General features: G+C 47.5%; 27 protein-coding genes. 25 read left to right on the forward strand and 2 right to left on the reverse strand.

What is annotated here, in order from left to right:
- Positions 1-7: 7 nt before the first annotated feature.
- The 25 genes from NSU01_RS06550 (at position 8) to NSU01_RS06670 (ending at position 24113) form a co-directional block, all read left to right on the forward strand.
- Positions 8-778 carry a hypothetical protein gene (locus NSU01_RS06550; RefSeq protein ID WP_144025950.1) on the forward strand — a complete coding sequence of 257 codons (771 nt, stop codon included), beginning with the start codon at positions 8-10 and terminating at the stop codon, positions 776-778.
- Positions 747-998 (forward strand): hypothetical protein, encoded by a 252-nt coding sequence (locus NSU01_RS06555; protein ID WP_042134268.1) that lies wholly within the window; start codon positions 747-749, stop codon positions 996-998. The genes NSU01_RS06550 and NSU01_RS06555 overlap by 32 nt, the downstream gene beginning before the upstream one ends.
- Before the next feature lie 28 nt (positions 999-1026).
- A complete protein-coding gene (locus tag NSU01_RS06560; RefSeq protein ID WP_076242357.1) occupies positions 1027-2478 on the forward strand; it encodes a hypothetical protein in 1452 nt (483 codons plus the stop codon).
- A 20-nt stretch (positions 2479-2498) separates the two neighbouring features.
- Positions 2499-2852, forward strand: a complete 354-nt coding sequence (locus NSU01_RS06565) for a hypothetical protein (protein WP_144025951.1) — start codon at positions 2499-2501, stop codon at positions 2850-2852.
- Between the two features lie 21 nt (positions 2853-2873).
- A complete protein-coding gene (locus NSU01_RS06570; RefSeq protein ID WP_042134274.1) occupies positions 2874-3920 on the forward strand; it encodes an SAF domain-containing protein in 1047 nt (348 codons plus the stop codon).
- 5 nt (positions 3921-3925) lie between these two features.
- Positions 3926-4504, forward strand: a complete 579-nt coding sequence (locus NSU01_RS06575; RefSeq protein WP_042134276.1) for a hypothetical protein — start codon at positions 3926-3928, stop codon at positions 4502-4504.
- 2 nt (positions 4505-4506) lie between these two features.
- On the forward strand, positions 4507-5337 hold the full coding sequence (locus tag NSU01_RS06580) for a hypothetical protein (protein WP_144025952.1): 831 nt from the start codon (positions 4507-4509) through the stop codon (positions 5335-5337).
- Positions 5330-7177, forward strand: coding sequence for a Flp pilus assembly complex ATPase component TadA (locus NSU01_RS06585; RefSeq protein ID WP_076242359.1), 1848 nt, complete (start codon positions 5330-5332; stop codon positions 7175-7177). The genes NSU01_RS06580 and NSU01_RS06585 overlap by 8 nt, the downstream gene beginning before the upstream one ends.
- Positions 7174-9255: a hypothetical protein gene (locus NSU01_RS06590; RefSeq protein ID WP_042134284.1), complete on the forward strand. Its 2082-nt coding sequence runs from the start codon at positions 7174-7176 to the stop codon at positions 9253-9255. Before NSU01_RS06585 ends, NSU01_RS06590 begins: the two co-directional genes overlap by 4 nt.
- 13 nt (positions 9256-9268) lie before the next feature.
- Positions 9269-9778, forward strand: a complete 510-nt coding sequence (locus NSU01_RS06595) for a hypothetical protein (protein WP_076242360.1) — start codon at positions 9269-9271, stop codon at positions 9776-9778.
- Between the two features lie 59 nt (positions 9779-9837).
- Entirely contained in the window at positions 9838-10362 is a 525-nt protein-coding gene (locus NSU01_RS06600; protein WP_042134287.1) for a hypothetical protein, read from the forward strand.
- 24 nt (positions 10363-10386) lie between these two features.
- Complete coding sequence (locus NSU01_RS06605) at positions 10387-10926, forward strand: hypothetical protein (RefSeq protein WP_042134289.1); 540 nt, start codon at positions 10387-10389, stop codon at positions 10924-10926.
- Positions 10926-11288, forward strand: a complete 363-nt coding sequence (locus NSU01_RS06610) for a hypothetical protein (RefSeq protein ID WP_076242361.1) — start codon at positions 10926-10928, stop codon at positions 11286-11288. The genes NSU01_RS06605 and NSU01_RS06610 overlap by 1 nt, the downstream gene beginning before the upstream one ends.
- A gap of 15 nt (positions 11289-11303) precedes the next feature.
- The gene (locus NSU01_RS06615) at positions 11304-11855 is read left to right on the forward strand and encodes a hypothetical protein (protein ID WP_076242362.1); all 552 of its coding nucleotides are present in this window, start codon (positions 11304-11306) and stop codon (positions 11853-11855) included.
- A complete protein-coding gene (locus tag NSU01_RS06620) occupies positions 11842-12819 on the forward strand; it encodes a hypothetical protein (protein WP_076242363.1) in 978 nt (325 codons plus the stop codon). Before NSU01_RS06615 ends, NSU01_RS06620 begins: the two co-directional genes overlap by 14 nt.
- Positions 12820-12859: 40 nt before the next feature.
- Positions 12860-14095, forward strand: a complete 1236-nt coding sequence (locus tag NSU01_RS06625; protein WP_076242364.1) for an S-layer homology domain-containing protein — start codon at positions 12860-12862, stop codon at positions 14093-14095.
- A 418-nt stretch (positions 14096-14513) separates the two neighbouring features.
- Positions 14514-17468, forward strand: coding sequence for a DUF5704 domain-containing protein (locus NSU01_RS06630; protein ID WP_339302796.1), 2955 nt, complete (start codon positions 14514-14516; stop codon positions 17466-17468).
- A gap of 189 nt (positions 17469-17657) precedes the next feature.
- Positions 17658-17957 carry a WXG100 family type VII secretion target gene (locus NSU01_RS06635; protein WP_042134296.1) on the forward strand — a complete coding sequence of 100 codons (300 nt, stop codon included), beginning with the start codon at positions 17658-17660 and terminating at the stop codon, positions 17955-17957.
- 109 nt (positions 17958-18066) lie between these two features.
- The gene (locus tag NSU01_RS06640) at positions 18067-20175 is read left to right on the forward strand and encodes a deaminase domain-containing protein (protein WP_076242365.1); all 2109 of its coding nucleotides are present in this window, start codon (positions 18067-18069) and stop codon (positions 20173-20175) included.
- Between the two features lie 32 nt (positions 20176-20207).
- A complete protein-coding gene (locus NSU01_RS06645) occupies positions 20208-20549 on the forward strand; it encodes an Imm3 family immunity protein (protein WP_042134298.1) in 342 nt (113 codons plus the stop codon).
- A 415-nt stretch (positions 20550-20964) separates the two neighbouring features.
- Positions 20965-21609: a hypothetical protein gene (locus tag NSU01_RS06650; RefSeq protein ID WP_076242366.1), complete on the forward strand. Its 645-nt coding sequence runs from the start codon at positions 20965-20967 to the stop codon at positions 21607-21609.
- Positions 21584-21736, forward strand: coding sequence for a deaminase domain-containing protein (locus NSU01_RS06655; RefSeq protein WP_081969850.1), 153 nt, complete (start codon positions 21584-21586; stop codon positions 21734-21736). The genes NSU01_RS06650 and NSU01_RS06655 overlap by 26 nt, the downstream gene beginning before the upstream one ends.
- Positions 21737-21747: 11 nt before the next feature.
- Positions 21748-22155, forward strand: coding sequence for a hypothetical protein (locus tag NSU01_RS06660; protein WP_042134301.1), 408 nt, complete (start codon positions 21748-21750; stop codon positions 22153-22155).
- 531 nt (positions 22156-22686) lie between these two features.
- Positions 22687-23124, forward strand: coding sequence for a DUF3788 domain-containing protein (locus NSU01_RS06665; RefSeq protein ID WP_042134303.1), 438 nt, complete (start codon positions 22687-22689; stop codon positions 23122-23124).
- Positions 23121-24113, forward strand: a complete 993-nt coding sequence (locus NSU01_RS06670; protein ID WP_076242367.1) for a hypothetical protein — start codon at positions 23121-23123, stop codon at positions 24111-24113. The genes NSU01_RS06665 and NSU01_RS06670 overlap by 4 nt, the downstream gene beginning before the upstream one ends.
- A gap of 19 nt (positions 24114-24132) precedes the next feature.
- Here NSU01_RS06670 and NSU01_RS06675 read toward each other — a convergent pair whose 3' ends face one another.
- Positions 24133-24774 (reverse strand): hypothetical protein, encoded by a 642-nt coding sequence (locus NSU01_RS06675; protein WP_076242368.1) that lies wholly within the window; start codon positions 24772-24774, stop codon positions 24133-24135.
- Positions 24775-24810: 36 nt separating this feature from the next.
- Positions 24811-25008, reverse strand: a complete 198-nt coding sequence (locus tag NSU01_RS06680; protein ID WP_076242814.1) for a Rha family transcriptional regulator — start codon at positions 25006-25008, stop codon at positions 24811-24813.
- Positions 25009-25144: the final 136 nt, after the last annotated feature.

A 25144-nucleotide genomic window follows, 5' to 3' on the forward strand; every position in this document is an offset into this window, starting at 1 on the left:
TAAGCAGGTGAAAGAAGCGATGAAACCAGCTCGTGAGGTGTTTGAATTGCATGCTCTGGAAATTATCTATCTGACGGCATTAACGGGAGGAAACAGCTTTCCGGGACTGGATACGGATCTCAAGGCGGAGTCTGAGCGCAGTCTGCGCGCCCTTATGGATGCACAGATGAGATCGCTTGAAAGGAAAGGGTATCTGGAGACTGATTTTATGGGGAACGCGCAGGTGAAGGAAGGGCTTCATGAATTTATCCGTATCGCCTCAGGCAGTACGGCATATCTGTGTCAGATTATACAAAAGTATCAGCAGACGCTTAAGGTCTACTATTTCTTCCGGGACGGCGCCTGGTTTGAGCTTGAACATCAGCCGGATGGCAGCAGCTATAAAGTGCAGGAAATTTATGCGTGGCATGAGCTGGTGTTCCAGGTAGTGAACAGAACCCCGTTAGTGCAAGGTCTGGGTAACTCAGAACAATTTCTTGTTGCAGATAAAGAGTCTGACCTGGAAAAATGGGTGGAACAAATGCTGTTGGCCGGTGCATCAGTACTCTCTCTGGCGGAAATCCAATGCACTGAGGAGAAGGTACAAGTACAACGTGAACTGAATTTGCTGATACATGAAGATCATATGTCGCTGCTGCAACGCGGGACAGAAGAACGAGTCATGAGAACTCCTGTTCATTTTGCAGCAGCGGTAGAGGGAATGATAGCTTGGCTGCAAGAAACACATCGCTCAGAGGAGGCCGTATATGTCGACAGCATTAACAACATTTCAGTTTAAAGGCAAAGGAGAGAAGGAACTCGATCTGGAGGTGTCGCTCTTCCTTACGGCGGGGGAATGTGTGGAGCTTCTGAAGCAGGCAAACTGGCTCCCCGATGATTGGGAATTCAAATGTGAGGTCAGCAGTACCGGAGAGGGATGGTCGGAGCTTGGACTGCAGGTGCTTCTGGCAGATGTAATTCAGGGAGACGGGTCAATTATCCGGATATTACCTTACTAAGCGGGTGAATTACCCGAGGAGGTTTCTTATGAAAAGCGTACATTTAGTTTGCTCACCTGAACTCATTATGCTTCTGTCAAGGGCGCTGGAGCATGAGGGCTACGTTATTTCAGGTAAGCACTCCACCTTACATAGCTTTATCAGCGGGTTCAGCAGTAAAGAGGTCGATCCTTCCTCAATCGTAATCATGGAGGGCGGAGCGGGTCTGGGTACACCGGTTAAGGCTGCTGATATTACCGGATTCATGACACTGATCCGCAAGTATCTCAAGCATACAAGACTGATTGTACAGCTGGACCCTGCGCTGCGTACAGATATTGAGTTCATCCGGTCTATGGTAAATATGAACATTCATGATCTGCAGTTCACCACCGAATTCCAGGGCGATGATCTGCTGAACTGGATTAAGGAAAAGAAAACAACAAGGGATTACTATCATATCCTGGGAAAGAAGAAGGGGCTTTTCTCCTTTAGAGGCCAATCGGCAGCAACTACCTCTGCTCCGGTAAGGGAAGAGCTTCCGCCCGCTCCCGTAAGAGCGGTCCAGTCGCTTACCCGCCCGCAGCCCGCAGCCGCTCTGCAAGCTCCGGCAGGTAACACCGGGAGGGCTGCCAATGCTGCGCGTCCAGCCACAGCGGCTACTGCAACAAGGTCAAGGCCTCCGGCAAGAACAGAGTCTCCGGCACCTTCCGTAACAGGAACGCTGGAAAGCCTGGAGCAATCCCTACCGTCTGAGGAGCAAACTGCGCCTGTAACGGGTCAGAGAATACTGGGCAGCAATGTTCCCCTCGTTATTGGGGTGTGCGGCGTTGGCGGGGAAGAGGATGTAGGTGCAGCTGCTTTTCTGGTTGCGGCAGGACTGGCTGAATTGGGCTGGAAGCCACTGGTCTGCGGAGATGACCGGCCGGAAATCGGCTCACTTGAACAGATTGTATTTAAAGGTGAGAAGGAAGACTCCGTGTCCACTATGTTTGAATATGAAGGCGTTACTTTTTACCGCCGCGGATATTCCTGGGATATGTCCGAGCTTCTGGCCAGCGGCTTCACACATATCATTCTTTGGCTCGATATTCACCGTGAACGGAAGGGGACTGGCGGGCTGGAGCTGTGGTGGAACTCACAAATTCCAATGATGATAGGCAACGGGGCTATGTGGAAATATGAACTGCTGAAAGAGAAGCTGAATACCCTGAACCCGTTTGAACGCAAGCGATGCAGACTGCTGCTGGAGAACGGGCATCAGGAAGTGCTGCAAGTGCTAAAGAAGGATTTCCCGGAAATTGAAGCAACATTGATGCCGGCGCATCAGGACCCGCTCTATCCGGATAAAGCGGCTGTCGCATGGGTTATGAAGCTGTTGACCGTCCAGAAGAAGCTTATCCGTAAGCAAACGCTGTTCTGGATCATCGCAGGAACGGTATTATTTGTGACTTTGCTGTTAATAGGTATCGGTTTCTCATTTGTTCCGGAGAGCCGTTAATTCATAACTAGGAGGCTGCTATGAATTCAGGTTTGGTTAGAAGTATGGCTTTTAATTGCCATCAGCTGCTTGCTCCTGCCCAGGAATGCAGCGACAAGATGAGTACTGCGATCGGAGGCGTATCTGATTACTGGGTAGATATGGGCGGTGAGGAGTTTAAGCAGCATTGCACAGAATGGATTAAGAAAATGAATCAGTTCAAGGCCGCCATTGTCCAGATTGAATCAGAAATGATGAGTTATGCAACTGAATTACAGCGGACAGAAGAGGCGGAGGCTGCAAGAGTGAAGGAAGCACAGCGGCAAGCCAGTGAAAAGGCTGCGGCTGAAGCAGCAGCTGCAGCTGCAGCGAAAAAGACAGGGAAAATCAAATAGGGATGGAAATGAGGTCATGAAGTGGCAGTACGCAAGCGGAAAAAAATGTTGAGATACACGATAATTTCAGGTTGTCTTGTTGCCGTCGCAACATCCGGGGTATGGTTCGCAACCTACCGTCACTACAATGCCAGGCTAATTGATGAGCGGGCCGCTTATGAAGCACAGCTGGCGGACAAGGATGATGTCCTGCAGCGGTATATGGACCAGTCCCAGACAGCCTATGTTCTCGTCTCCGCCAAGCTTGCCGGTGAGGCAATTACCGCAGAGGATGTAATGGCAGAGAAGCTTCCCAAATTCTCTTCTCCGGACAATCTGATCGGCGATTCCAAGGGAATCGTCGGCAAATACCTGAAGATCAATGCCATGCCGGGGACAGCGGTAACTACTGAGATGGTGCGTGATGAGGCGAGACTTGAGCCTTCGGAACGTAAGGAAGAGACAGAGTATATCAAGCTTCCGCTGCGGCTGACCAAACGGGATGTTGTCGATATCCGAATCGTATTTCCTAACGGTGAGGATTACATAGTTGTTGGAAAGAAATCGCTCGAGGATGTTGACCTGGGGAATCAGTATACATTCTTCAACGATAGTGAAGAAGAAGCGCAGCTGCTTCAGGCAGCCTTAGTGGATGCCTATATTAACAATGCTGAGCTGTATATGAAGCAGTATGTGGAGCCTGAGCTTCAGCCGGAGCCAGTAGTGAATTATGTGCCTAACCTGGATGTATTGAAAGTCATTAAAAGCAATCCCTTTATTATTGATCAGGCCAAGTGGAGCCTGGCTGAGGATCTGCGTAAAGAGCTGGAGAAACGGCTTGAAGCCCTTGAAGATGAAGATAACATACGTGTCGGGGCCGACGCCCCTAGCGGCAGCGGTGTAATTAAGCGGAAATCGGAGCAGGGAGCTGCAGCCGCTGAGGCTGCCCAAGTGGACAACAGCCAATCGGTTAACGGAATCATTGACCAGAGTAATCAGGCACCTGTGGATTCCAGCGCAGACCAGAGTTCGGCGGGCGGGATGAATACAGAAGCTACAGGCGAAGACAGTCTGCTGGAAGGAGAGTGACAGATTTGAATATTGTTGTCGCCGGAGATTGTGAGAAACATGATTTCATCCTGGTAGCCGCTATTCTGTTAAAAGGCTATTACAACAATGACGTCATGATCATTTCGGACAACCACAGGCATTATCAATATTTCGATGGAGAAGTATCCGGTATACAGATACGGGATGCTGAGCCGGATGTGGCTGACAGACCGGATATTGTCCTGTATGACTGGCATCATGGTTATCCGGAAGGACTGGAGGATGAGCAGATTGTGTTTGCAACCAGCTACGAGCGCCAGGCTATGGAACATGTGGATAAATTGCTGGATCAAAAGCATATGCCTGCTCTTCTGGTTGTTATCGAAGAGGAATGCGGGCTTGGACTGAAATATGTGGACCGGTATTACCCGGTAATCACCTCCAAGATTAGTTATATTACCAGCGCAGAGCGGAGAATTGACTGGGTTCATGATGGACGGGTGAATCTTAAGGTGGATAAGGATTTTGCCGTGGCTGTAAATGATTTTTTAATTGAAATCGGCAATGTGCCTAAGAATGACATCAAGAAATTATGGCAGTATGCGAGGAAACGGGGGGAGTAAAGGTGCTGGTAGCGTTTTGGGGGCCTGCCCGAGGGCAGGGGAGAACAACTTCAAATATGGCCGTTGTGGCGGCAACGATTGCACTGGATCATCATATCCGGGTGCTGATGACGCACACGCATTTGAAGCAAGGGGTGCTTGAACATGTATTCTCTCAGACAAGGGCGGCTGCTCAGGCGGCGACTTCCGGGGGGATCGATGCCATTGAGCGGCTGGTGCAGTGCGGGATGCTTACCCCCGAGGGGATAAGAGATCATGCGGAATCTATTCTTAAAGACCGCCTGGAGCTGTTAAGCGGATCTTTGAATACAGAGAAGCACACGGCCAAGCTTTTACTTCCGCATATTTTCAAAGATTACAGAAGATTTTATGATCTTCTGTTTGTGGACCTCTCGGCCGAAGATGACCCGGAGGTGGTATCACTGGTTATGGAGCAGGCGGATTTGATTGTTGTGAACCTGAGTCAAAATCAGGTGAGCCTGAACACCTACTTTGAGACAAGCGGAAGATCGCCTGTGCCGGGCGACAAGCAAGTGCTCTATTGCCTGGGTGCCTACGAGCGCAGCTCAAGGATGAATAAGGAAAGAATTATTAAACAATACCGGCTGAAAAAATCTGCTGTCGGCATAGTTCCTTATCATACCGGGTTCATGGATGCACAGAACGAGCGCCGGACCGTGCCGTTCCTGCTGAAAGCTAGGGAGGTCCGGACCCGTTTTCTGGAATTTAGTGAAGACGGAACTTTCACTGCTGCAGTGCGGGGGATGGGCCAGCTTATTCTTCAGACGCTGGAAATATCCGCCTTGCCGGAATTGGAAGCTGCAAATGATTAATCTTATCCTGATATTTATAGTCCTGATTATTATTGGAGTATTCCTGTTCTTATGGCTGGGCAGACGTAAAAACTCGGCTCCGCCATCCGTGCAGCTGAAATACGATATGAATGAAATCGTGCTGTTTCTGAGACGTGCGTTCGAGGAGATTATCGCCTCTTCCCTCTATGAAGGCAGTCCGAGCGAAGAAGAATATAACCGCCGCAAAGCACGGCGCAGAGAATTGCAGAAGGCACTTAGAAGCTGCATGCATGGTGATTTATCCGCCAAGAAATACGTCAAGCTGTACATGAAGGATCTGCTGGTGCAGACCTATGGTCTGGATGAAGGAAATGTGGACAAGATCATCAGCTTCGGCCATGCGGGCCGTCTGACTTCACAGGATTGCTTCGATATCCTGCTCCATGTCTTCAAGAAAGATCACGGGCAGGATGCCTTTAATGTAATGGTAAGCAAATATAGTCTGGATACTCTGCAAAGACTGCCTGACGGTTCCCGGGGATACAAGATTACAGAAGAGCAGATCCGCCACATCTATCAATCGGAGCATCCGGGATTGTCCATGCAGGACAAGATTGAAATTATTGTACAACGGGCCTATCAAATTTATAAAGGTCTTGGGGTCATTGATGAGCTGCGGGATCAGAATATCGACGGTGTGAATGGCGGAACAAGCGGGATGCCTCCGGATGTCGTGCAAACCACTGATTTTCTGGAATATACCAAACAGCAGCATTTCATTCCGCAATCCTATGATGCGGTATGGACGTTTTACCGGGGGAAATCGCTTCATCTGGAATTCTTGAGCTTCGGTTCCGAAAAGGAGCTGAAGCGGGTCTGCCAGAACATTTACGGCTTCGGCAATCCAGGCCAGCTGAATGAATCCAAGGGTTATATCATCAACGATATGGCTGACGGTAGCCGTGTCGTGGTGGTGAGGCCCAAAATGGCAGAGAGCTGGGCGTTCTTTGTCCGCAAATTCAATGATTCACTGGTAGAACTGGACCAGCAGATCAAAGATCAGGGTGCGCCGCTTGCTATTCATATGCTGGTCTACCTCATCCTTGGTCATCAAGTAACTGCAATTACAGGAAGACAGGGATCGGGTAAAACAACGCTGCTCAAAGCGCTAATCAAATATATTGATGCGAAGAATATCCGGATTCAGGAGACCTCTTTTGAAATTTGGGCGAGAAAAATGTATCCGGGTAAAAATATCCTTTCTTTTCGGGAAACGCCCTCGGTCAGCGGTCAGGACGGGCTGGATGTACAAAAGAAAACAGATGGTGCGGTTAACATTGTCGGCGAAGCCGCCACTCACAGTGTGGTCAGTTATGTCATTCAGGCAGCCCAGGTGGCCTCTGAGTATACCTTGTTTACCCATCACGGCAAAACACTGGCGAATCTCGTCAGTGCACTCCGCAACAGCCTGATTGCCTCGGGAGCATTCAGCAATGAAAAAATTGCCGAGGTGCAGGTGGTTGAGGCGCTGGGCTTCAACGTCCATCTGGTGCTCAGAGCCGGCAAACGTTATATTGAGCGGATTACAGAGATTATTCCGGCCGACCCTCAGTTCGAATATCCCCGGAGTTACGCGGAGCGCGCTGAAATTACGGACAAGCTGGATGCTTTTATGGATACCATGACTGAATATTTCGGGCGGATGACTGACAGGCGTTCTTATGATTACAAGGATATCATTGTCTGGGAAGCCGGAGAATACGTGGTCAAGCATCCAATCAGCAGCCGGAAAATTGATGAAATGCGCAAAAACATGGATGAGGATGATGCGGCGGAGTTCACTGCATTTATTGATAAGTACTGGGGGCAATCTGCATGAGTCTGCAAAATATAGTGCTGATTGTTCTCGTTACATCCGTCATCCTGCTGGCTCTCCTGCTTGTCCTGCTCAGCATTGTGCAGCGTAAGCTGAAGGGCACGCAATATCAGGAGCAAAGGCGCCTCAAGGCACTGCTGCCTACACGTACCAAGGACAAAAGATGGCTGGAACAAGCTCATAAGGCCTATCCGGTACTTGATGAACTTCCGGTCATCAAAAAACTGCTCCACCGGATGCGGTCCCGCCTCACCTTAATTCATGCCGGAAATGAAATTATGATCAGAAGCCGTGCAGCTGCACTGACTCTAATGATCGTTGCCTGTATTCTGCTGATCTCGCTGCTGTCCTTTCTCTGGACCTCTTCCTGGGTCAGCCGTGCAACCATTATGCTGGTTTCCATTTATCTGGGAGGAATTCTAAGCGACCTCTTCATAGGCCGTCTGGCCAAGCAGATGCTGTATGACCAGTCTTCCATGATTCTGGATATCCGCCATGAATATCATCAGACACATATGGTGCAGGTCAGCCTGGAGAATTCTGCAGAGCGTTCCAAGCCTATGGTGGCTATGCATGCCAGACAGATTGCCGGCATTCTTGCAGCGGTGGACCCGGAAGATGAGCTGCAGCGGTATTATGAGGTTGCACCTAACCGGTATATGAAGCAATTGGCCGGAGTGAGCTACAAGATAGGTGAATATGGCGATGCGGATATTCATAAGGGCGAGCGCTCTATCTATCTGTCCATGCTTGGCAATATCAGAGAAGAGATCCATATGGATATCAACCGCCGTGAGCGGATTGACCGGTTGTTGTACGGGATTGTCTTTGTAGCGGTGTCACCGGTATTCATGCTGGACCCGATCCGTAAATGGGCAGAGAGCATGTTCCCGATTGTGACTAATTACTATAATTCCGCTTGGGGATTGTATTCACTGATTCTGCTGTACATTACGTTTATTGTATCGTTCGTTGCCTTGCGGATTCTGAAGGGTGTTGATGAGGATACGCAGGCTATTAAGGATGAAGGCAAGTGGTTAAACCGGCTATTGAAGAACAAGTGGGTCTACAGAGTAACGGACCGGATTACTCCGGAAGAGCATGAACCCGTCCACTTTAAGGTAGCGGGTGTTCTGAAGGATGCCAACTCCGGCCTCTCCCATCATGCCTACTACTTACAGAAGACCCTGGCTGCAGTGGGCATATTCCTGCTCGTAGTGATTATTCAGTTCTCTATCCATGTGAATATCAGACATAACCTCCTCCATCCCAATGTACTGATTACGACGGGCGGGAATCAGACGGAATCCCAGAAGATGCTCAGTGAGGAACGTTATGCCTTCGAGCAGTCGCTGATCGGAGAGCTGGTAGCGAGAGATATTACACCGGATCAGATGCTGCTATATATTCAGGAGCAGGCCGAGCATAAGCCGTTTCTTCAGTCCAGCCTGGACCAGAATGCCTATGCACAGCAGCTGATGAACAGAGTGGAGCAGTACCACCGGGAATATTACAAATGGTATGAGCTGCTGCTGGCATTCGGGCTGGCTGCGGCAGGCTTCTTCCTCCCGGATGCTTACCTGATTATCCGAACCCAGCTGCGGAAATGGGAAATGCAGAATGAGGTGGACGGCTTCAATACGCTGTCGATGATGCTGTCGCAATTTCCGAATATCAGCGTGTATGAAATTATAGAGTGGCTGCACCGTTACAGTTATATTTTTGAGCGGCAGCTGCTGCGCTGCATGCTGGATTATGAAGCGGGTGGCTGGGATGCCATTGAGAAGCTGAAGGAGGATGCACGTTTTGTTCCCCTGGAACGGCTGGCTGACCGCCTGCAGGTTGCTGCTGATCTGATTCCGGTAAAAAAAGCATTCGATGATATGGATGCCGAAAGAGCGTTCGCGATGGATCAGCGCAAGGAGCACTACGAGAAGGTAATCAGCAGGAAAAGTACACTGGGCAAAATGTTCGGGTTCTTGCCGATGCAGGCAACGTTCACCTTATATTTACTGCTTCCCTTCGTCTATATGGCCTTCCAGCAGCTGGGCGACCTGACTGTTGTGACCGGCAAAATGTGAAGGAGCTACAGGCATGGAGAATATAGCAAGCTTTTTGAAAACAACCATATCCATTCTGATCACGCTGGCCATTATATCCTCCGGCCTGTTCCTGTGGGGGAAAACACAGCCTGTAGTTGAGCTTGCGAACAGCCAGGCAGCAGCACAGGCGAGGGCGTTGTCGGAGCAGCAATATTCCGCCTTCGACAATCAGCTGGTCAGCGGCTCGCAGATTCTTACGGCTTACCGCCGCTATGAGTCACAGCCGGGCTTCTGCCTTTATGTTCAAAGACCTTATGTCTACGGTCAGGATGTATCCACCAGGGAATTTAGTATGAATCCGAGCGGGGAGGGCTCCTGCCGTAATTTTAATTATTCAAGCGGGGAGTTCAAGGAAGGGACCAGTATTAGTTATACCCGGACAGATGAGGAAATTTCAAATGCATCCGGCCCGGTTTACGTCAGCCCCCAATCCAGGTACAGGGCTAAGCTGATCAAAGACAAGAACGAGCGGATTGCGGCTATTTATTTTCAGGCACAGTAGTGTTGTTGGACTGAGAGTATAGAAGCAACCTTTCAATATAAAGTGAGGAGGAGAACTTCATGGAAAATATTTCGACGGGCCTAAAATGGGTCATCGGCATTATCGTTACCATTCTAATCATCGCCGCAGGTGTAAGTATTTACCTGATCATTAACAACTACTTCATCCGCGCCCAGGAGCAGACGCTGGCTCAGACCCAGATGATTAATCAGGCGGAATTTAACAGCTATGACAACAAGGATGTGTCCGGCCAGGATGTAATCAATGCGGCGATGCGGTACAAGGGGCGTCCGCAGTTTGCGATTAAGATCATTACCGGGGAAAATACTACAGGGTTTTATGCAGAGAATACATATGGGAAGAACTATACTCAGCCTACTGATATAAATAAGCCTATTGTTGATTTGACGAAAACTGAAAATTCCGATGCAGGCATCGGTGTTTCAGAAATGCTGGATCAGACCAAGATACCATCCTCCTACGGAGATAAAAATCATTTGGTAAATACGCTATCCGTCTTTAAAGCTGTTGTTTACAGGGACAGTAATCAGGAAGTGCGTTTAATTGTGTTTACGCAGAAATAAATATTCAGGAAGGAGTTATTGAAGATGGAGAATATTTCAACGGGTCTGAAATGGGTTATCGGTATTATTGTTACCATCTTAATTGTTGCTGCAGGGGTAAGTATTTATCTGATTATTAACAATTACTTTATCCGTGCCCAGGAGCAGACACTGGCCCAGACCCAAATGATCAATCAGGCGGAATTCAATATGTATGATAACAAGGATGTGTCCGGTCAGGATGTGATTAATGCTGCTATGCGGTATAAGGGAAGACCTCAATTTTCCATTCTGATTAAGACAGGCGTCAATAAGAAAGGTTTCTATGCCCGGAATACATACACAACTTATTATGTGCCAGCGAAAGCGGCTGTCGAAGGAACAGCGGCTACAGAGCTTAATCTTTCAGATATAAACGATGATGCTGACAATTATTCCGTATCCCAAATGCTCGATCAAAGTGTAAATGCGGCTAATGATTATAACTGCAATATTAATACGCTCTCTATCTTTACAGCCACATTGCATAGGGATAAAAACGGTGAGGTCCGGATTATTGAGTTTAATCAAGACCCTGTGAAGTAATGAAAACCGCCACCCAATTCCTGCTAACCCTATTCGCCTGGATCATGTTCGTAATTGGCGGCTTTACGTTTCTGCGCCTGGAAGCTGACAGCACTGTTCAGGCCAGTCGGCCGGAGCCGCCTACAGTTGCATTAGCCCCCTATACAGGGACCGGTGATTTGAAGAAAGTCTCAGGAGAGCAGCTAATTGGTATGATTCCTCAGGCACTCGAAGGGGATTACATTTTAGTGATAGACGGCATTGTATTTAATGAAGAAACAGACCTTGATGCAGTGGATCTGCGGGGTGTGCCTGGTGTTGCTTATGAGCTAAGGGTTACGCGGACTAATGAGATGGTTACGGAAATCTCTGCTGCCCGCTGAGAAAGGAGGAGCCGCATGGCAGATGCGCTAAAAGGTGTAATTATCGTGATTCTGCTGGCATTTGTGTTTGGAGTCTACCCGGCCTTCCGCCAATCAGAGGTAGTAGAGAAGAATACGAAGCTTGCAGCGAATGCGGCTATGGTGGAGTTCGTAGATACGGTTCGTGCCAAAGGGTATGTGGATGTCGGAGATTATGAGAGGTTTCTTCATACGCTGGATGCTTCATATGCAGTATTCGATGTTCAAATGGAATATTACAAAAAGAACCTGGAGCCTCTATACACCAATCCTGATGATTATTCGACCTTTCAGAACAGCTTCAGTGTCAGGTATGACGGATATTTTAATAAGGATATATTGGGAGTCCTGTATCCTGGATCAGCAGCTTCGCTTGCTGCAGATGCCCCCGGCAGAAGGTTCACCATGCATGTTGGTGATCTGTTCAATGTCCGGCTGGAATCTGCAGGGACGACACTGGCTTCGCGGATGCGGTCCATGTTATTCCATAGTGAGGGGATTCCGCTCAATTTGAAGTACGGGGGAATGGTGCGAAGTGAAGCCCCTTAGTGTAGTGCTTGTTTTTCTGATTATAGTAATACCGCTAGTGCTTATTAATGATACTAGAGAAGACCTCCGGGTCTTTAATGAAGACCAGTACAAACGTTATTCCGATGATTTTCAGGCCGCAGTGGATGATGCCGGAGACTATCTGTCCCGGCTGGAAATGCAGCCGACGATAACGGCAGTCCATTATGGCCGGGAACGCCAGCTGAAGCTGGATCAGGATGTGCTGAGTGTGTTCTACAGTAACCTGGCGCTGAAATTCGGACTGGAGAATAATAGGACTGAATTGAACAATCTGAAAATGCATATGCCGGCCCTTGTGATGTTCGGTTATAGCGGATATACCCTGGTTACGCTTGATGATACAGCCAGTAATGGAGAGAAGGAGCTTAAGCCTGTCAGCTGGCCGGAACGGCCTTACTATTACAAGCTTCGTAATGGTAATTTGCTCTACTTCACTTTGGACGATAACGCCCGGGTGTATGATACTGGGACCAATGAATTCTATGAGGGAGATTACGCGGAGCTGGCCGGAGAGACGAGTCTAGCGCCTATCAACTCACTTGAGCTATTCCGTGAGATCCGCCAGAGCACGATCACTTCACTGGTCGAACAGGATCTGGCCACGGCCATTAACAGGCACCTGGAGCTGGTGAAGCGGATGGGCTTATCCATCCAGTTCACACTGCCGCGCGGTCTTCAGGAGCAGTCAATACAGGATGTGGGAATGATGGCTTTTATACAAGGCTATCCGCTTCCCGGCGGGGAGCTGCTGGATGCTTATTCCCTCGGCAGCGGCGCGGTCATGCGGCGCAAGGTGCTAATCGGAACCCGGAATGCAGCAGGCCGGCGTACGGCCTACGGTGAAAGCTGCTTGCCTGCCGGAGCGAATGTGATTGAGAGCCTGTTCGATCCGGAGGAGGCAGCGAGGAAAGGGTATTTTGTGGAGGATTGTGCGGTTAGGTGAAAGAAAATGAATGAGTGCAATTCAATAAAGGAGGGAAATAATGAAAAAAATAATACTTAACAGTCTATTGATTGTTTCTATAGTATGCACAAGTTTGTTGGTGCAGAGTCGTCCAGTGCTAGCAGCAGAGCAGACTGTTACGTTTACGGACATTAAAGGGCACTGGGCTAAAGCGGCTATCGATACGGCGGTGAAAAATGGCTACTTCAAAGGTTATGCTGACGGCACATTCAAACCGAATGGATCAGTAACCCGGGCAGAGTTCGCGGCATTGTTGGCAAGGGCGTCGAAGGTACAGCCTGAGACAGCACAACCGGGAAATTTCCCGGATCTGGCAGGGCATTGGAGTGAGACTGAAGTGAACCGGGCAGTTGCACTGGGATACATTAATATCAGTGATTATCCGAACGGGTTCAAGCCAAGCACGCCTATTACACGGATGGAAATTGCCAAATGGATGGCATCCGGACTTGCGGCAGCCGATCCAGAGTATAAGCAGGCCTTGCAGGACACGGTTACAACGGTGCTTCCGGTAAAAGAGTATTTTAAACCGGGAGTCTCACAGTCCCAAGCTCCGTATATTGCGGTTTCGCTGGGGACCAAGCTGATGAGCGGCTATCCGGACGGATCCTTTGGATTAACTCAAAAAGCGACACGAGCGGAAGCATCCGCTATCCTGCTGCGTTTGAATGAGGTCGGTCAGCAGCCGGCAGCCAGTTTCGTGGGATTAAATGAGCTGCGGGAAGTGGGAACCAAGCGGACGAATATGGAGAGCATCAGTCCGTTTACGACGGGTAAATCTTCCTTTAATGATGCTGCTGAGAAAACATTCACATTCAAAAATAAAAGCTGTATTGTCAAATTAAATCATTTCATTTTTGTGAATGCACAGGATCCCAAAAATCCTAAAGGGATTTATGCACCTTTGTTTTTCGATGAAAGTGAAATAATAGCTGAACAAGATAAACCTGGAGTATATAGGGCGTATGTTGAAGTTACTATTTATCCGTTGAAAAGTCCATTCTCCATAGGTGATTATTACAGTGATCATGATAGTGGTTTATTTACAGGAAATAGAACAAGGACTGATAATCTTAAAAATAAATATGGATATAATACTTTACCCTATGATGAACCTCAGCAATTCTTTGCAAACTATATGGACGGAAAAGGGGTTACTTTATGGCAGGTGCAATTCATAGAAGTTGGGCAAAGTAAAAAGGGTTTGACGATGGATGACGGATACTGGCTCTATTATAAACCGAAAGAGGAATAGGTGAGGCGGTATGAAAAAGTGGGGCGTAGGTTTACTCCTTCTAGCTTTAATACTTGCTCTATTTCCAGTTCCGTCTTATGCAACAGGATTTAATCAGGGATACCCGGAGGGGGTCCTAGACATTGATGTAACTCCGCAAGGTCTGGCACCCATGCAGACTGTGAAAGTAAAAGTAAGAGGTGAGAAAGAGGCACGTCCCAAAGTCGTATGGGTGCAATCAGATGGTCCCGAATGGACAGCAACTTATACAGGCGGGCCAAAAACAACTTTAACGAATGGATCTGGAGACTCTGCGGTTCCGAAGAAAGAACGTACCGATTTTATTTTGGATATGAGAGATTATGCCCCTGAATCCATGAAAGACCAAAGAGAAAATGCATTCCCCATATCTGAAATCAAAAATCTGGAAATATCAGATATGGCATGGAAAGCAGTTGGGGCCACTTATACGCCAGCTGTGGCTGGCGGAAATCCGGAGTTTCAGGCAGGTACAATGACAGCTAACATCAAGGTCTATACGGGCTATCCGTTAAATTATAATCTAAAAACAAAATTTGGTACTAGAGCGGATGGGGCGAATAAATATACAGCAGAATACTATATTCCAATGGATGTAAAATACGAAGGATATGTAGTTGAAAAGAAACAAATGCGTGTACTCCAAAATGCTACTCTTCAAGTTAATGATTCGAAAAATCTGCAGGCTCAGGTGCGGACAATGGCTACTGATATGACCGATTTCTCCAACAATTGGAACGATGTGACATCGGCGACAACGAATACGATCTGGAGCTCAGATAATTCAGCAGTAGCTACTGTAGACCAGTATGGGAAAGTAGTGGCCCATGCAGAAGGAACTGCACATATCACAGCCAAGTGGAACAAATATCCATATTCCCTATATGGAACTGCTACCATAACCGTAGGCGGGGGAGAAGGCTCCGGCTCAGGCGAATGCACCTACACCATTCAACCTCCGAACAAGATTGCGGCTCCGCAAGCATCATTTATGGACCCGGCAGCGAGCGGGGTCATTCTGGGTGATGATGCAGCGAATGGGATACATTTTGATGCACCGACCGGAATTCCTACCTCAGATCATTTATACGCCAATGCGTGGGGAAAGAATTATTTGTTTGAACATACCTTTGCCAATATGGCAGGGCAGATACGCTATTCCTGCAGTGTGGATGTTACCTATCCTACTAAATGGGAGGAAGCGCAGCCGGATCTTCCGGGAGAGGATGGTGGAGATCCGATCCCCCAAGATCCAATTCCCAAAGATTCATCCTTTGACAAAACCTATACCTTTGAACTGACGCCTAGAGAATATGCGTACTGGCAGATCGATCAGTTATCTGTCTATCAAATCGACCGGGCACTGATGGAGAACTATGCACTGCCGGATGGTTCAGTCACACTTTACCCTAATAACTATAATCCTCCAGCGCTTGAACTTGCCAATAGCACAGTGGTGGAAGAGCATGTTGTTCCCCAAGAGACAGGAACCCTATCGTTTACGCCGGAGGTGGTTGATGGTGGGGACCATGAACCTGGCCCGGACGATGTTGATGATTCAGCGGAGCTTAAGAGTCTTGCAGAATCGCAAACGAACGATCCAAAGGTGCAGAATGACCGGCTGGTATTCAACGGACAGATAATTATGGATGACACTGTCTCTACAAAGACCGGGCCCGTTCCGGGAAGGATTGCCGATCCGCAGGATACCGGAGGCGATGTACTTTATCAAGGCCAGTTGATGATTAACCGGAGTCTGCTCAACCGGGCAAATGCGGCCAGTTCTGGCTCAATATATTACACGATGCTGCCGGAGAATGTGGAGGGACAGGGGGACCAGTCGTATCCAATCAATGGAATTAACTCCATCACCGTACACACACCCGTCGTCAACTATTCGCTTCTCCCGGATGATAACCGTCCTTACGACCAGCGGATGGACCCGGATTACGACCGGACGGTGCTGATTCTGGACCGGCCCTTTACTGTTCATTTCACAGAGAGCGGGCAGCACCTGAACATTCCCGGCTACGGCAACCGGGATTATGGCAAGTACACGCAGAACAAACGCATCCAGTTTCCGTTCGGTGTGTTCCAAGAGGGGCAGTATTACCCGGAAAACACCTGGATCAACATCCCTGTCGGGACACCGTATATGAACTTTACCATGCCGACTTGGGTTAACGAAGGGGACTATACCATTCATACACAGTCCTGGGCAATCAATACACCTTCAGACGGGGCGGAGTTGTGTCAGGTTAATCTGAACGGTAATCTGGCGAATTACTGCGCAGCAGAGAGCTTCAATGTCGGTGTGGTCGGGCGGCTGTTCGATTTTCGGATCTGGGATATCGGAGATTTCCGGTTTGAAAAAGTATTCCGCACGGGAACGGGCAATTTGGACCATAGCAGCGCAATGTATTATACGGGCGGGAACGATGAGAATGGTGCACCAACGGCTTTAAGCGGACAAAGACAGTGGCATCTCCCTATCCGCAAAGGTTCACATCCCACGGAGCAAATAACGGTTCCGCATAACGGCTACTCGTTTCTGTTCGATTTCCGGACCATTGGGAATCTGTGGCAGCCGGGAGAGGGAATTCGCATTGAGCCAAGCTTCTACTTTATTCCGAAAACCGGAGGAAGTGCAGCGCCCGTAGATTTGTATTATGACGTCTCGGGTTCGGGCAATAAGATGATCGGCGTCGGCTCACCGAAGGACAAGTTGAGCTATACCCGCACCTACCGCTTGGCCGATGGCCTGCGGAATATATCAGGCGGTGAGTTATTCACGGCGGCCAGCTATGAGTATAACTATATCCTCACGGAGGCGGAGCGGGGACAAACTAATTGGCTGAAGTTCTACGAGAAGTATATAAAGCGTAAAACCGAGATTGCCGAAGGCTATAACCTGGAAATTCTGCCTTATACATCTCGTACCTTAGTCGGTCCTACGAATATTCCGAATGGAGTAAACCCCGTTGCCGCAGTACGCAGCGTGCAGCACTGGTACGGGGAATACAACCTGCCGATAGCTCCTTATATCCTGCCCAAGGGGACTAACATTGTGACTTTGGCGAATCATTATGGAGGCGCACTGGACGGCCATGAACAGGAGTTCATTACCGGCGGATATATCCTGGTGAAGTTCGAAATTTATACGGTCAAAAATAGTGATGCCGGCACCCGCATTCTGGGCTACAAAGCGCCTGAAGCCAATATGTGGTCGATTGAGGGCCAGATGACCGCAGACACAGATGAAATGGGGCAGACCTTTTCCTTTACCTCGGGAGATATAATCCTGTTCGAATCGGATTTCTCGGTGCGCAATGACTATCAGGGGCAGGGGAAATGAAGATAATTTAAATTAAGGTAAAAAGTTCTTTTAAAGGAATAAAATATAAAATAATTTACGCGTTTATCCGATAAATAAATTAAGTGAAACCTGAGTTATACTAATGAACTTGAAATTCCTTCAAATTAATAATTGTGTTTTTCAAGTTCATTTTTATATAAAAATATGATTTATAAGGAGCGATTTATAATGGCAGACAAAGTAACAGTAAACTATGATGGTTTGAAAACACTTGCAGAGAATATTATAAAACAAAAAGGAGAATACGATAATTTAATGAAAAAAATTACGACTACAGCTACGACGTTGAACAGTATCTGGGAGGATACTGCCGCAAGAGAGTTTGCGGAAAAGGTGAAAGGAATGGATAAAACTTTTACTGCATTTGGCCAAGCTCTTGAGAATATTGGAATTCATATGAGAAATGTTTCGAACAGTTATGAAACTCTTTCTAAAGAAATTAAAGCTGCTCAGAACAAAAGTTTCTAAATAATTTTCTTTATCCAAATAAACAGCAAGAGTCCCACTACATAAGAATGCAATCAGCTATGCAGCATACTGCATAGCTGATTTTATTAGAAACTAGCAGGGGGAAGCCATGGCGACGACGAAACTATTGTTCAATGTCGATGAAGTAGAGCGCCTGCGGACGAAGATTGGACTGGTCAGCCAGGACACAAACCGCCTGCATCTGCAGTTCAAGGGAAAAGCCTCGGACTGGGGCGGCATCCCGCTGGGGCAGGAGCTGCTAAAAGCCCAAGTGCTCATTAAGGAATTAACCAGCGAAGCTGAGAAGCTAGAGGATCTGATCCGAAGTGCCGTCCAGGGAGTCCAGAGTGTTCAAGCCGAGAATAAGCGGCAGGCAAGTCAGCTCAGCCAGCAGCTGGGTGTACTGGCAGGGCTATTCGGAAGCGCAGGCAGCCGTGGGTCATTCGGTCCACTTTCTATCCCCTTCCTGGCACAGAAGGCCGTGACCAGCCTGATTCGTACGTTAACGATCCTGAGTGCCAAGGATGAATGGAGCAGCGATCCGGTGGTACAGAAGCTGCGGGGAATGATTCAGCAGTCAGGCCTGGTAAGCATCGATGGACTGGCCGCGGAGATGAAGCTGAAAGAGATTTACGAAGCACGGGAGCAGATTGGAAAGTCACAGATCGCCTACGAGGTGTACAAGACCTTTGGCAATCAGGCACAAATGGAGGCGGCCCATCAGCAGGCGGAGGAAGCGCGCAAGAAGCTGAAGTCAATGGGAATCAGCGAAGTCCAGTATCAGCCCGGGAAGGACCTCAGCGGATATTACAAGCAGTCCGCGATCAAAGCCTGTGACTACGATCCGTCCATTACTGACAAAAGCGTACCACTGCTGGAGAAGGAAGAATATGCGCTTTTGCTGCGGATGGCGATGGAGCCGGGAATAAAGGGGGAGTGGGCGAAGCAGCAACTGGCCCTGATTCAACCGGAGGCAACGCTAGGACCGGTAGACCCGTATAACAGCGTGTCAGAAGCGGACATTCTGAACCGGAACGATCCGGCGGTGATCGAGCGGCTGAAAGGAACGTACTGGGTTACTTTACCAGCTGAGGAACAGGACCGGATATATGAAGAACTCAAGGCGTATTACGAGAAGCTGGATAAGGAAGCAGCAGATCAAGACCGTTTGGCGAGAAGCGGAGTAGGGAATCAGACAGTGGCGAACATCCTAATGGGTGGAAGCAATATGATGGTCCAAGCCATTAACACGGCCACATTTGGACTCCCAAGGATGCTGGGGGACTGGATTGCAGGTCCAATGCCGGAAGGCTATGTGAACCCAATGGACGATCCGTATGGAAAAAAAGCGGGACAAATAGCCGGAACCTTCATTAGCATCGGCCTGCCCTGGAAGTTCTTGGGCGCAGTGAAGACACCAGGCGTGGTAGGTAAGTTCTCGCCCACCTTACTTAAATCGATGGTAGCCGGAGCGATCAGCGGAACCCTTGAAGAAACCATGGACGCGATCAACGATTACCGGGATGATGGGAAGCAAAGCGTGGGAGAGCGCTTAATCTCGGTAGGTGTGAACACGACAATAGCGGGAGCGGGAGATGCGTTATTCACCGCCGCCAGCAAAGGGCTGGCGAGTGTAAAGAAGCTCGTGAACGGGTCTATCCGTGAAGTGAAGTTTAAAGAGGTGGATGGCACCGCTAAGGCCAAGGCGGAGATTGATGGGAAGGGTAAGGAGCTTGAGGAGGTTCGGGTTGGGGGGAAGGGAAAGACTGGAGTGGCAGCAGCACTCCAACAACGAGTTGATGAGATAAGAAGTGAATTACCAAGCTCAATCAAAAAATCTGGCAATCTAGGTGTTGCCAAGATAGAAATTAGTGGACTTCCTAATGAATTAAAAGCTCACAGTAGCGTAAACTTTGCAACTGATAAAGGTTCAGACGGTTTTATTTTATTAAAATCAAAAGAGCAAAGGAGCTTTGAAACAATTAATGTCGATAAGGATGGATATGTTGGAACAGAAAAAGCTTATAGCCGGGAATGGGATACAGAAGTTAAAATATTGGAAGACGTAGCATATAGACTTGGGGAAAACACACAAGCCACTGGAACTATTGACTTATTTACTGAACGGTTGGCCTGTGCTAGCTGTAGTGATGTTATCTTGGAATTTAGAAGAAGATATCCCAATATACAACTGAACATTTATACTGGAAAGAAATAATTCTATTAAGATTGAATGAAGAGAGGATTCCAATGGAGATTTGGAGTTATGAAGAGGCTAGTGAAATAGTTCGTGAAAATTTTGACCAATCCTTAGCTCTTGGACTGAATGTCACCCAATCAGTTGAAAGAGCGCTTTATGAATTTGAAACAGTAATTGAAGCAAATGAATTGGAAAAACTAATGATTTATATTATTTTGGTGAAATTAAGCGTTGAGCATAATGAAGTTCGACCCGATGTTTCTGATGAGTTTTTTAAACTTACAGAAGCCGATATATTATTGCACACACTAAATCAATTTGAGGATGCTGAACTAAACATTGTGAAAAAGGAGATAGAAGAGATACGGAGGCGGCTTTTCAGAGTAACCTAATTAAGGGAATATGTTTTTTAAATAGAGCTAAAAATGAGTTATCTTTAGTGCTGTGACTATCTGATTGATGGTAGATGGTAGATAGATGCATTAAGTGCCGTATGAACTATCGCAATTTTAGTTTGATCAGGTGGAGTAAACAACCTTGATTGACTTCGTGCTTTTCAAAGTTTTTCTTTGTTGGGAAGCTACACAGAGTCTGAATGAAAGCATCAGTCAACCAATAATAATGCCCGGATAAAGTTTTTACTATTTTGATTGCACGTACAAAGATACTTTAATGTTGTAGCCCGAATAATGCTATTCCGTTACCGAAGCAGGCCAATTATAGTCAAAAACGACATAATTGGCCTGTTTTCTCATTTCAGTATTATTGTCAGACCATCCTAGCAGGGTCAAACCATCAGAAAGCCAGTTGCTCATCAAGGAATTAACCAGCGAGGCTGAGAAGCTGGAGGATCTGATCCGTAGTGCCGTTCAGGGCGTCCAGGGTGTACAAGCCGAGAATAAGCGGCAGGCAGGTCAGCTCAGCCAGCAACTGGGTGTACTGGCAGGGTTATTTGGAAGCGGAGGCAGCCGTGGGTCATTCGGTCCACTTTCTATCCCCTTCTTGGCACAGAAGGCCGTGACCAGCCTGATATGTACGTTAACGATTCTAAGTACCAGGGATGAATGGAGCAGCGATCCGGTGGTGCAGAAGCTGCGGGGAATGATTCAGCAGTCAGGCCTGGTAAGCATCAATGGACTGGCCGCGCAGATGAAGCTGAAAGAGATTTACGAAGCACGGGAGCAGATTGGAAAGTCACAGACCGCCTACGAGGTGTATAAGACCTTTGGCAATCAGGCACAAATGGAGGCTGCACATCAGCAGGCAGAAGAAGCGCGCAAGAAGCTGAAGTCGATGGGGATAAGCGAAGTCCAGTATCAGCCCGGGAAGGACCTCAGCGGATATTACAAGCAGTCAGCTATCAAAGCCTGTGACTACGATCCTTCCATTACAGACAAAAGCGTACCACTGCTGGAGAAGGAAGAATATGCGCTCTCAAATAAAAGATCCTAATGTTAAAGGGCGAATAGATTTGTTTACAGAACTAGATGCGTGTCAAAGTTGTTCTAATTTAATTATGGGGTTTAGACGTAAGTTTCCAAATATTGAGTTGAATGTCTATTCTAAAAATATGAAATAAGGACTGATGATATGAATATGACAAGTTATGAATCGATAAAATCATCAATAGGGCTAGATTTTGAGGAATACATTGAAGAAGAAGGTTTAAATGTGGCTCAAGTTTCAGCAAAAACCTTGGAAGAAGACTGGAGAAGAGTAAACGATAGTTTATTTACTAAAACATTATATTTTATTTCTATTGCCATAGAGAGTTTAAAATATAAAGAAATTGCTGATTTTATATATTACAAGCTGGATATTTACCTTGAAAACGTTGAATTCGAAGAAAATATAGATAAAAATGACATTGAAAAGCTGGTGCAAGATATTCAAGTATGTAAGAAATTAATTGATAGTAAAGATGAGTATAAAATTAGGGAGACAAGCTTTGCTACTAAGTCAAGAGTAGAATACATCTTAGGTTTGAAAGTTGATTGACGTTAGTGTTGTAAAGGTGGTACTACGAACTTAAACAGGTGGAGGCTACTTAGTGCCGAATGAAAGCATCAGTCAACAAATAACAGATATAACCATGTAATGCCCTTATGAAGATTTTACTATTTTGTTAGAAAGCACGGGAATACTTTAATGGTGTAACCGAATAACGTTATTCGTCACCGAAGCAGGCTGATTATGGTTAGATACGACCATGATTAGCCTTGCTATTCATTTCAGTATTACTGTCAGACCATCCTAGTAATGAGAAGCTGGCTTCAATGGATAAAGGCGCTTCAGCAGTTACGTGCCAAGAGTGACCGTCCTCACTGGTATTGAGCCTAACGGACACTACTGGTTAAATCTGGGGTATATTTGTCACAGCAAGGTATTCCTTCGGAATTGAATCAAGCTATGGAGAACGGAAATCCTTAGCGATAAGGGTTTCCGTTTTTTTGCAATAAAATGCTACAATACTCGTAATGACAGCCTGCGAATGCTTGCTTTGAATCATAAATTCAGGGGAGTGCAGGTATGAATAGTGACCGGTTTACCGATAAAAACGAAATGCCAACGGAAGACGAGCTGTATTCATCTCTTGGAAGTGGGGCGAAGGATGCCTGGGTTCAATTAATGAGCTTTGCAGAGGAGCATTACGACCATGTAGCCGAATGGAATTATGGCGGCAAGAATTACGGCTGGAACGTCAGGTACCGTAAAAGTGGAAAAACCCTATTTAACATGTTCCCGGAGAAAAACGGATTTACCGTCCTGCTTGTCCTTGGAAAAAAGGAGATTGAAGGATATCAGGACAGATGTGCAGAGTTCAGCGGCGCTTTCCGCTCCGTGTATGATTCTGCAGCCCAGTATCATGACGGGAAATGGTTATGGATAAGGGTCGAAGCTGCCGGACAGCTTGAGGATATCCAAAGGATGATTCTGATCAAGAGGAAAGCGAGAGTCCGCCGATGAACTGGACGGTTGAACGTATTCTGCATTTTGAAGAGCGGAGCACAATTATCGACGGATACTGTCATTTCGGTTTTCACGACGGTCAGGGGAACCGGTTCATACTGGATCATGATACACATTGGCTGGGGAAAATAAGCAGGAGCAGCAATACGCTCAGCTGGACGGCCGGGAAGTCACCGGTGAGGGCTGGAGTCCGGCATATCCATGTTGATCTGGCTAACCCCACTTATATGACTACAATAGATTCAGATACAATCATGGTTGTAAGCAGCGGGAATAACAAGGTATTCCGGATAAATCACTTTACAGGCAGTTCGCAGCTATTGATCGCCGGAGACGTATGGGGGCTGAAGGACATCGGCAATTGCGAGTATGATCCGGGCGGTTTCTTGTGGATTAATGAGGTGACCGGATGCAGAGTGCACAAGTTCGACCTTGAAGGCCGGCTGCTTACCACTTTCGGTAACGGTGTACCAGGGGTTGCGCAGGATAAGGCAGCAAGGGATGAAGTGCAGTTTAATTGGATTTTTGATCTGCGGCGCGGGCCTGATGGCAATATCTATGTTCTGGATAGCGGGAATTATTGTGTACGGATGATTGATGTTAGCTGTGATGTAGTAATACGAGTGGCAGGTACGGGGACAGGTGGTTATTCCGGAGATGGCGGCCCGGCATTAGAGGCAACCTTCGGATCTAATCAGGATGAGCACTTCGATGGGCCCTGGTCTTTGGCGATTGATGAGGCGGGCAATCTATTCATTGGAGACACACAGAATCATGTGGTTCGAACGGTCGAACACGAAACGGGGCGGATAACCACGATTGCTGGCCGTACTTCAAGAGTCCCTTCTTACATTAATGATTCAGCTATATCTATAAATCCGCTTGCTCTGCAGCTACCCAAAATTTGCAGTCTTGACTATTATAACAACCACTTGTTTATTCCCGAATGGGATGGAGAATTAATTATTCTGGCAAGGTCTCGCTAACAGAGCTTATTAACAGGATTCACCACTTCAGAGCCGCCGCATATTTCGGATACAGCTCGCGGATACAGTCCGGGCAGATATCATGGGTGAACTGTAAAGAGAGCTGCAGCTTCAGGAAACGTTCAATGGTAATCCATTCCTCCTGGCTGCTGCGGACTGATTTGCAGGCTGCACAGATGGGCACGAGCTGGGGGCTTGGGTGTAGATGGACGCTGGGGCACTGGGTTACAAGGGGAGGACCGGCAGATTCCTCTGACTTAGGGGAAGGTCCAATATCACGCAGTGTAAGGACGGCAGTCTGATGCGCGGGTGCTTGTTGTTCAGTAAGGAGCGGGAAGATATCCAGGTGAAATATTCTGCTGCCGTTATTCCAGGTCAGTAGTGTTAGCTGAGCGCTGGCAACAAGGCGGATTCCCTTGAAAATATCACACAGCAGCTGCTCCAGCTTTACCATCCCGTCCGGATCAGCCAGCTTGTGCCGAAACAGCTCCAGCACATTCAATTCGAGCCAGTCCCCAGCACTTGAGAAGCCGTACAGCCGGTTAAAGTCTTCCCAGTGATCGCTGGCGAAACGGATGTCCCCAGTGCTGCCGATTACCAGCGAGTTATGCTTCATGGCATTCAGGGATTGAATGATGGAAGAAGAGATACTGTCCGGCAATGGTAATCGCTCCTTGGGTGGTGCAGGAATGACAAGCTAGGATGGCGGGAGGTTCAGCAGTTCGGCGACTTGGCGGCGGTAGCGGTCGGCTTTACGTGTGCCGTGAATCAGGTTGGATAGCCGATAGGGTGGGATGCCGTGTAACTCACAGAATTTCTTCTGGTCCAAATGCAGTTCTGTCAGACGCTGTTTGATAGCCCAGCCATATGGAGTAATAGGTCGTTTGCTGTTCAGATCACTCACCTCTTATCGACTATCCAGCCGCTATGTTATAATTAGGAAAAGACATAATAATAGTTAATTATATACTTTTTTACGTCATTTTACAATAAAAAATAACGTTTTTACGTATAAAACATTTTGGCGGAAG

It is taken from the genome of Paenibacillus sp. FSL H8-0259, from assembly GCF_037963255.1.
Classification (GTDB): domain Bacteria; phylum Bacillota; class Bacilli; order Paenibacillales; family Paenibacillaceae; genus Paenibacillus_AQ; species Paenibacillus_AQ phytohabitans.

What these genes read in the sequence shown, in the direction of transcription:
- NSU01_RS06615 (WP_076242362.1), top strand. Translation starts at nt 11,304, where the DNA reads ATGGCAGATGCGCTAAAAGGTGTAATTATCGTGATTCTGCTGGCATTT.
- NSU01_RS06590 (WP_042134284.1), top strand. Translation starts at nt 7,174, where the DNA reads ATGAGTCTGCAAAATATAGTGCTGATTGTTCTCGTTACATCCGTCATC.
- NSU01_RS06640 (WP_076242365.1), top strand. Translation starts at nt 18,067, where the DNA reads ATGGCGACGACGAAACTATTGTTCAATGTCGATGAAGTAGAGCGCCTG.
- NSU01_RS06610 (WP_076242361.1), top strand. Translation starts at nt 10,926, where the DNA reads ATGAAAACCGCCACCCAATTCCTGCTAACCCTATTCGCCTGGATCATG.
- NSU01_RS06635 (WP_042134296.1), top strand. Translation starts at nt 17,658, where the DNA reads ATGGCAGACAAAGTAACAGTAAACTATGATGGTTTGAAAACACTTGCA.
- NSU01_RS06660 (WP_042134301.1), top strand. Translation starts at nt 21,748, where the DNA reads ATGAATATGACAAGTTATGAATCGATAAAATCATCAATAGGGCTAGAT.
- NSU01_RS06665 (WP_042134303.1), top strand. Translation starts at nt 22,687, where the DNA reads ATGAATAGTGACCGGTTTACCGATAAAAACGAAATGCCAACGGAAGAC.
- NSU01_RS06560 (WP_076242357.1), top strand. Translation starts at nt 1,027, where the DNA reads ATGAAAAGCGTACATTTAGTTTGCTCACCTGAACTCATTATGCTTCTG.
- NSU01_RS06555 (WP_042134268.1), top strand. Translation starts at nt 747, where the DNA reads ATGTCGACAGCATTAACAACATTTCAGTTTAAAGGCAAAGGAGAGAAG.
- NSU01_RS06605 (WP_042134289.1), top strand. Translation starts at nt 10,387, where the DNA reads ATGGAGAATATTTCAACGGGTCTGAAATGGGTTATCGGTATTATTGTT.
- NSU01_RS06625 (WP_076242364.1), top strand. Translation starts at nt 12,860, where the DNA reads ATGAAAAAAATAATACTTAACAGTCTATTGATTGTTTCTATAGTATGC.
- NSU01_RS06670 (WP_076242367.1), top strand. Translation starts at nt 23,121, where the DNA reads ATGAACTGGACGGTTGAACGTATTCTGCATTTTGAAGAGCGGAGCACA.
- NSU01_RS06645 (WP_042134298.1), top strand. Translation starts at nt 20,208, where the DNA reads ATGGAGATTTGGAGTTATGAAGAGGCTAGTGAAATAGTTCGTGAAAAT.
- NSU01_RS06585 (WP_076242359.1), top strand. Translation starts at nt 5,330, where the DNA reads ATGATTAATCTTATCCTGATATTTATAGTCCTGATTATTATTGGAGTA.
- NSU01_RS06600 (WP_042134287.1), top strand. Translation starts at nt 9,838, where the DNA reads ATGGAAAATATTTCGACGGGCCTAAAATGGGTCATCGGCATTATCGTT.
- NSU01_RS06630 (WP_339302796.1), top strand. Translation starts at nt 14,514, where the DNA reads ATGGCATGGAAAGCAGTTGGGGCCACTTATACGCCAGCTGTGGCTGGC.
- NSU01_RS06655 (WP_081969850.1), top strand. Translation starts at nt 21,584, where the DNA reads ATGCGCTCTCAAATAAAAGATCCTAATGTTAAAGGGCGAATAGATTTG.
- NSU01_RS06565 (WP_144025951.1), top strand. Translation starts at nt 2,499, where the DNA reads ATGAATTCAGGTTTGGTTAGAAGTATGGCTTTTAATTGCCATCAGCTG.
- NSU01_RS06595 (WP_076242360.1), top strand. Translation starts at nt 9,269, where the DNA reads ATGGAGAATATAGCAAGCTTTTTGAAAACAACCATATCCATTCTGATC.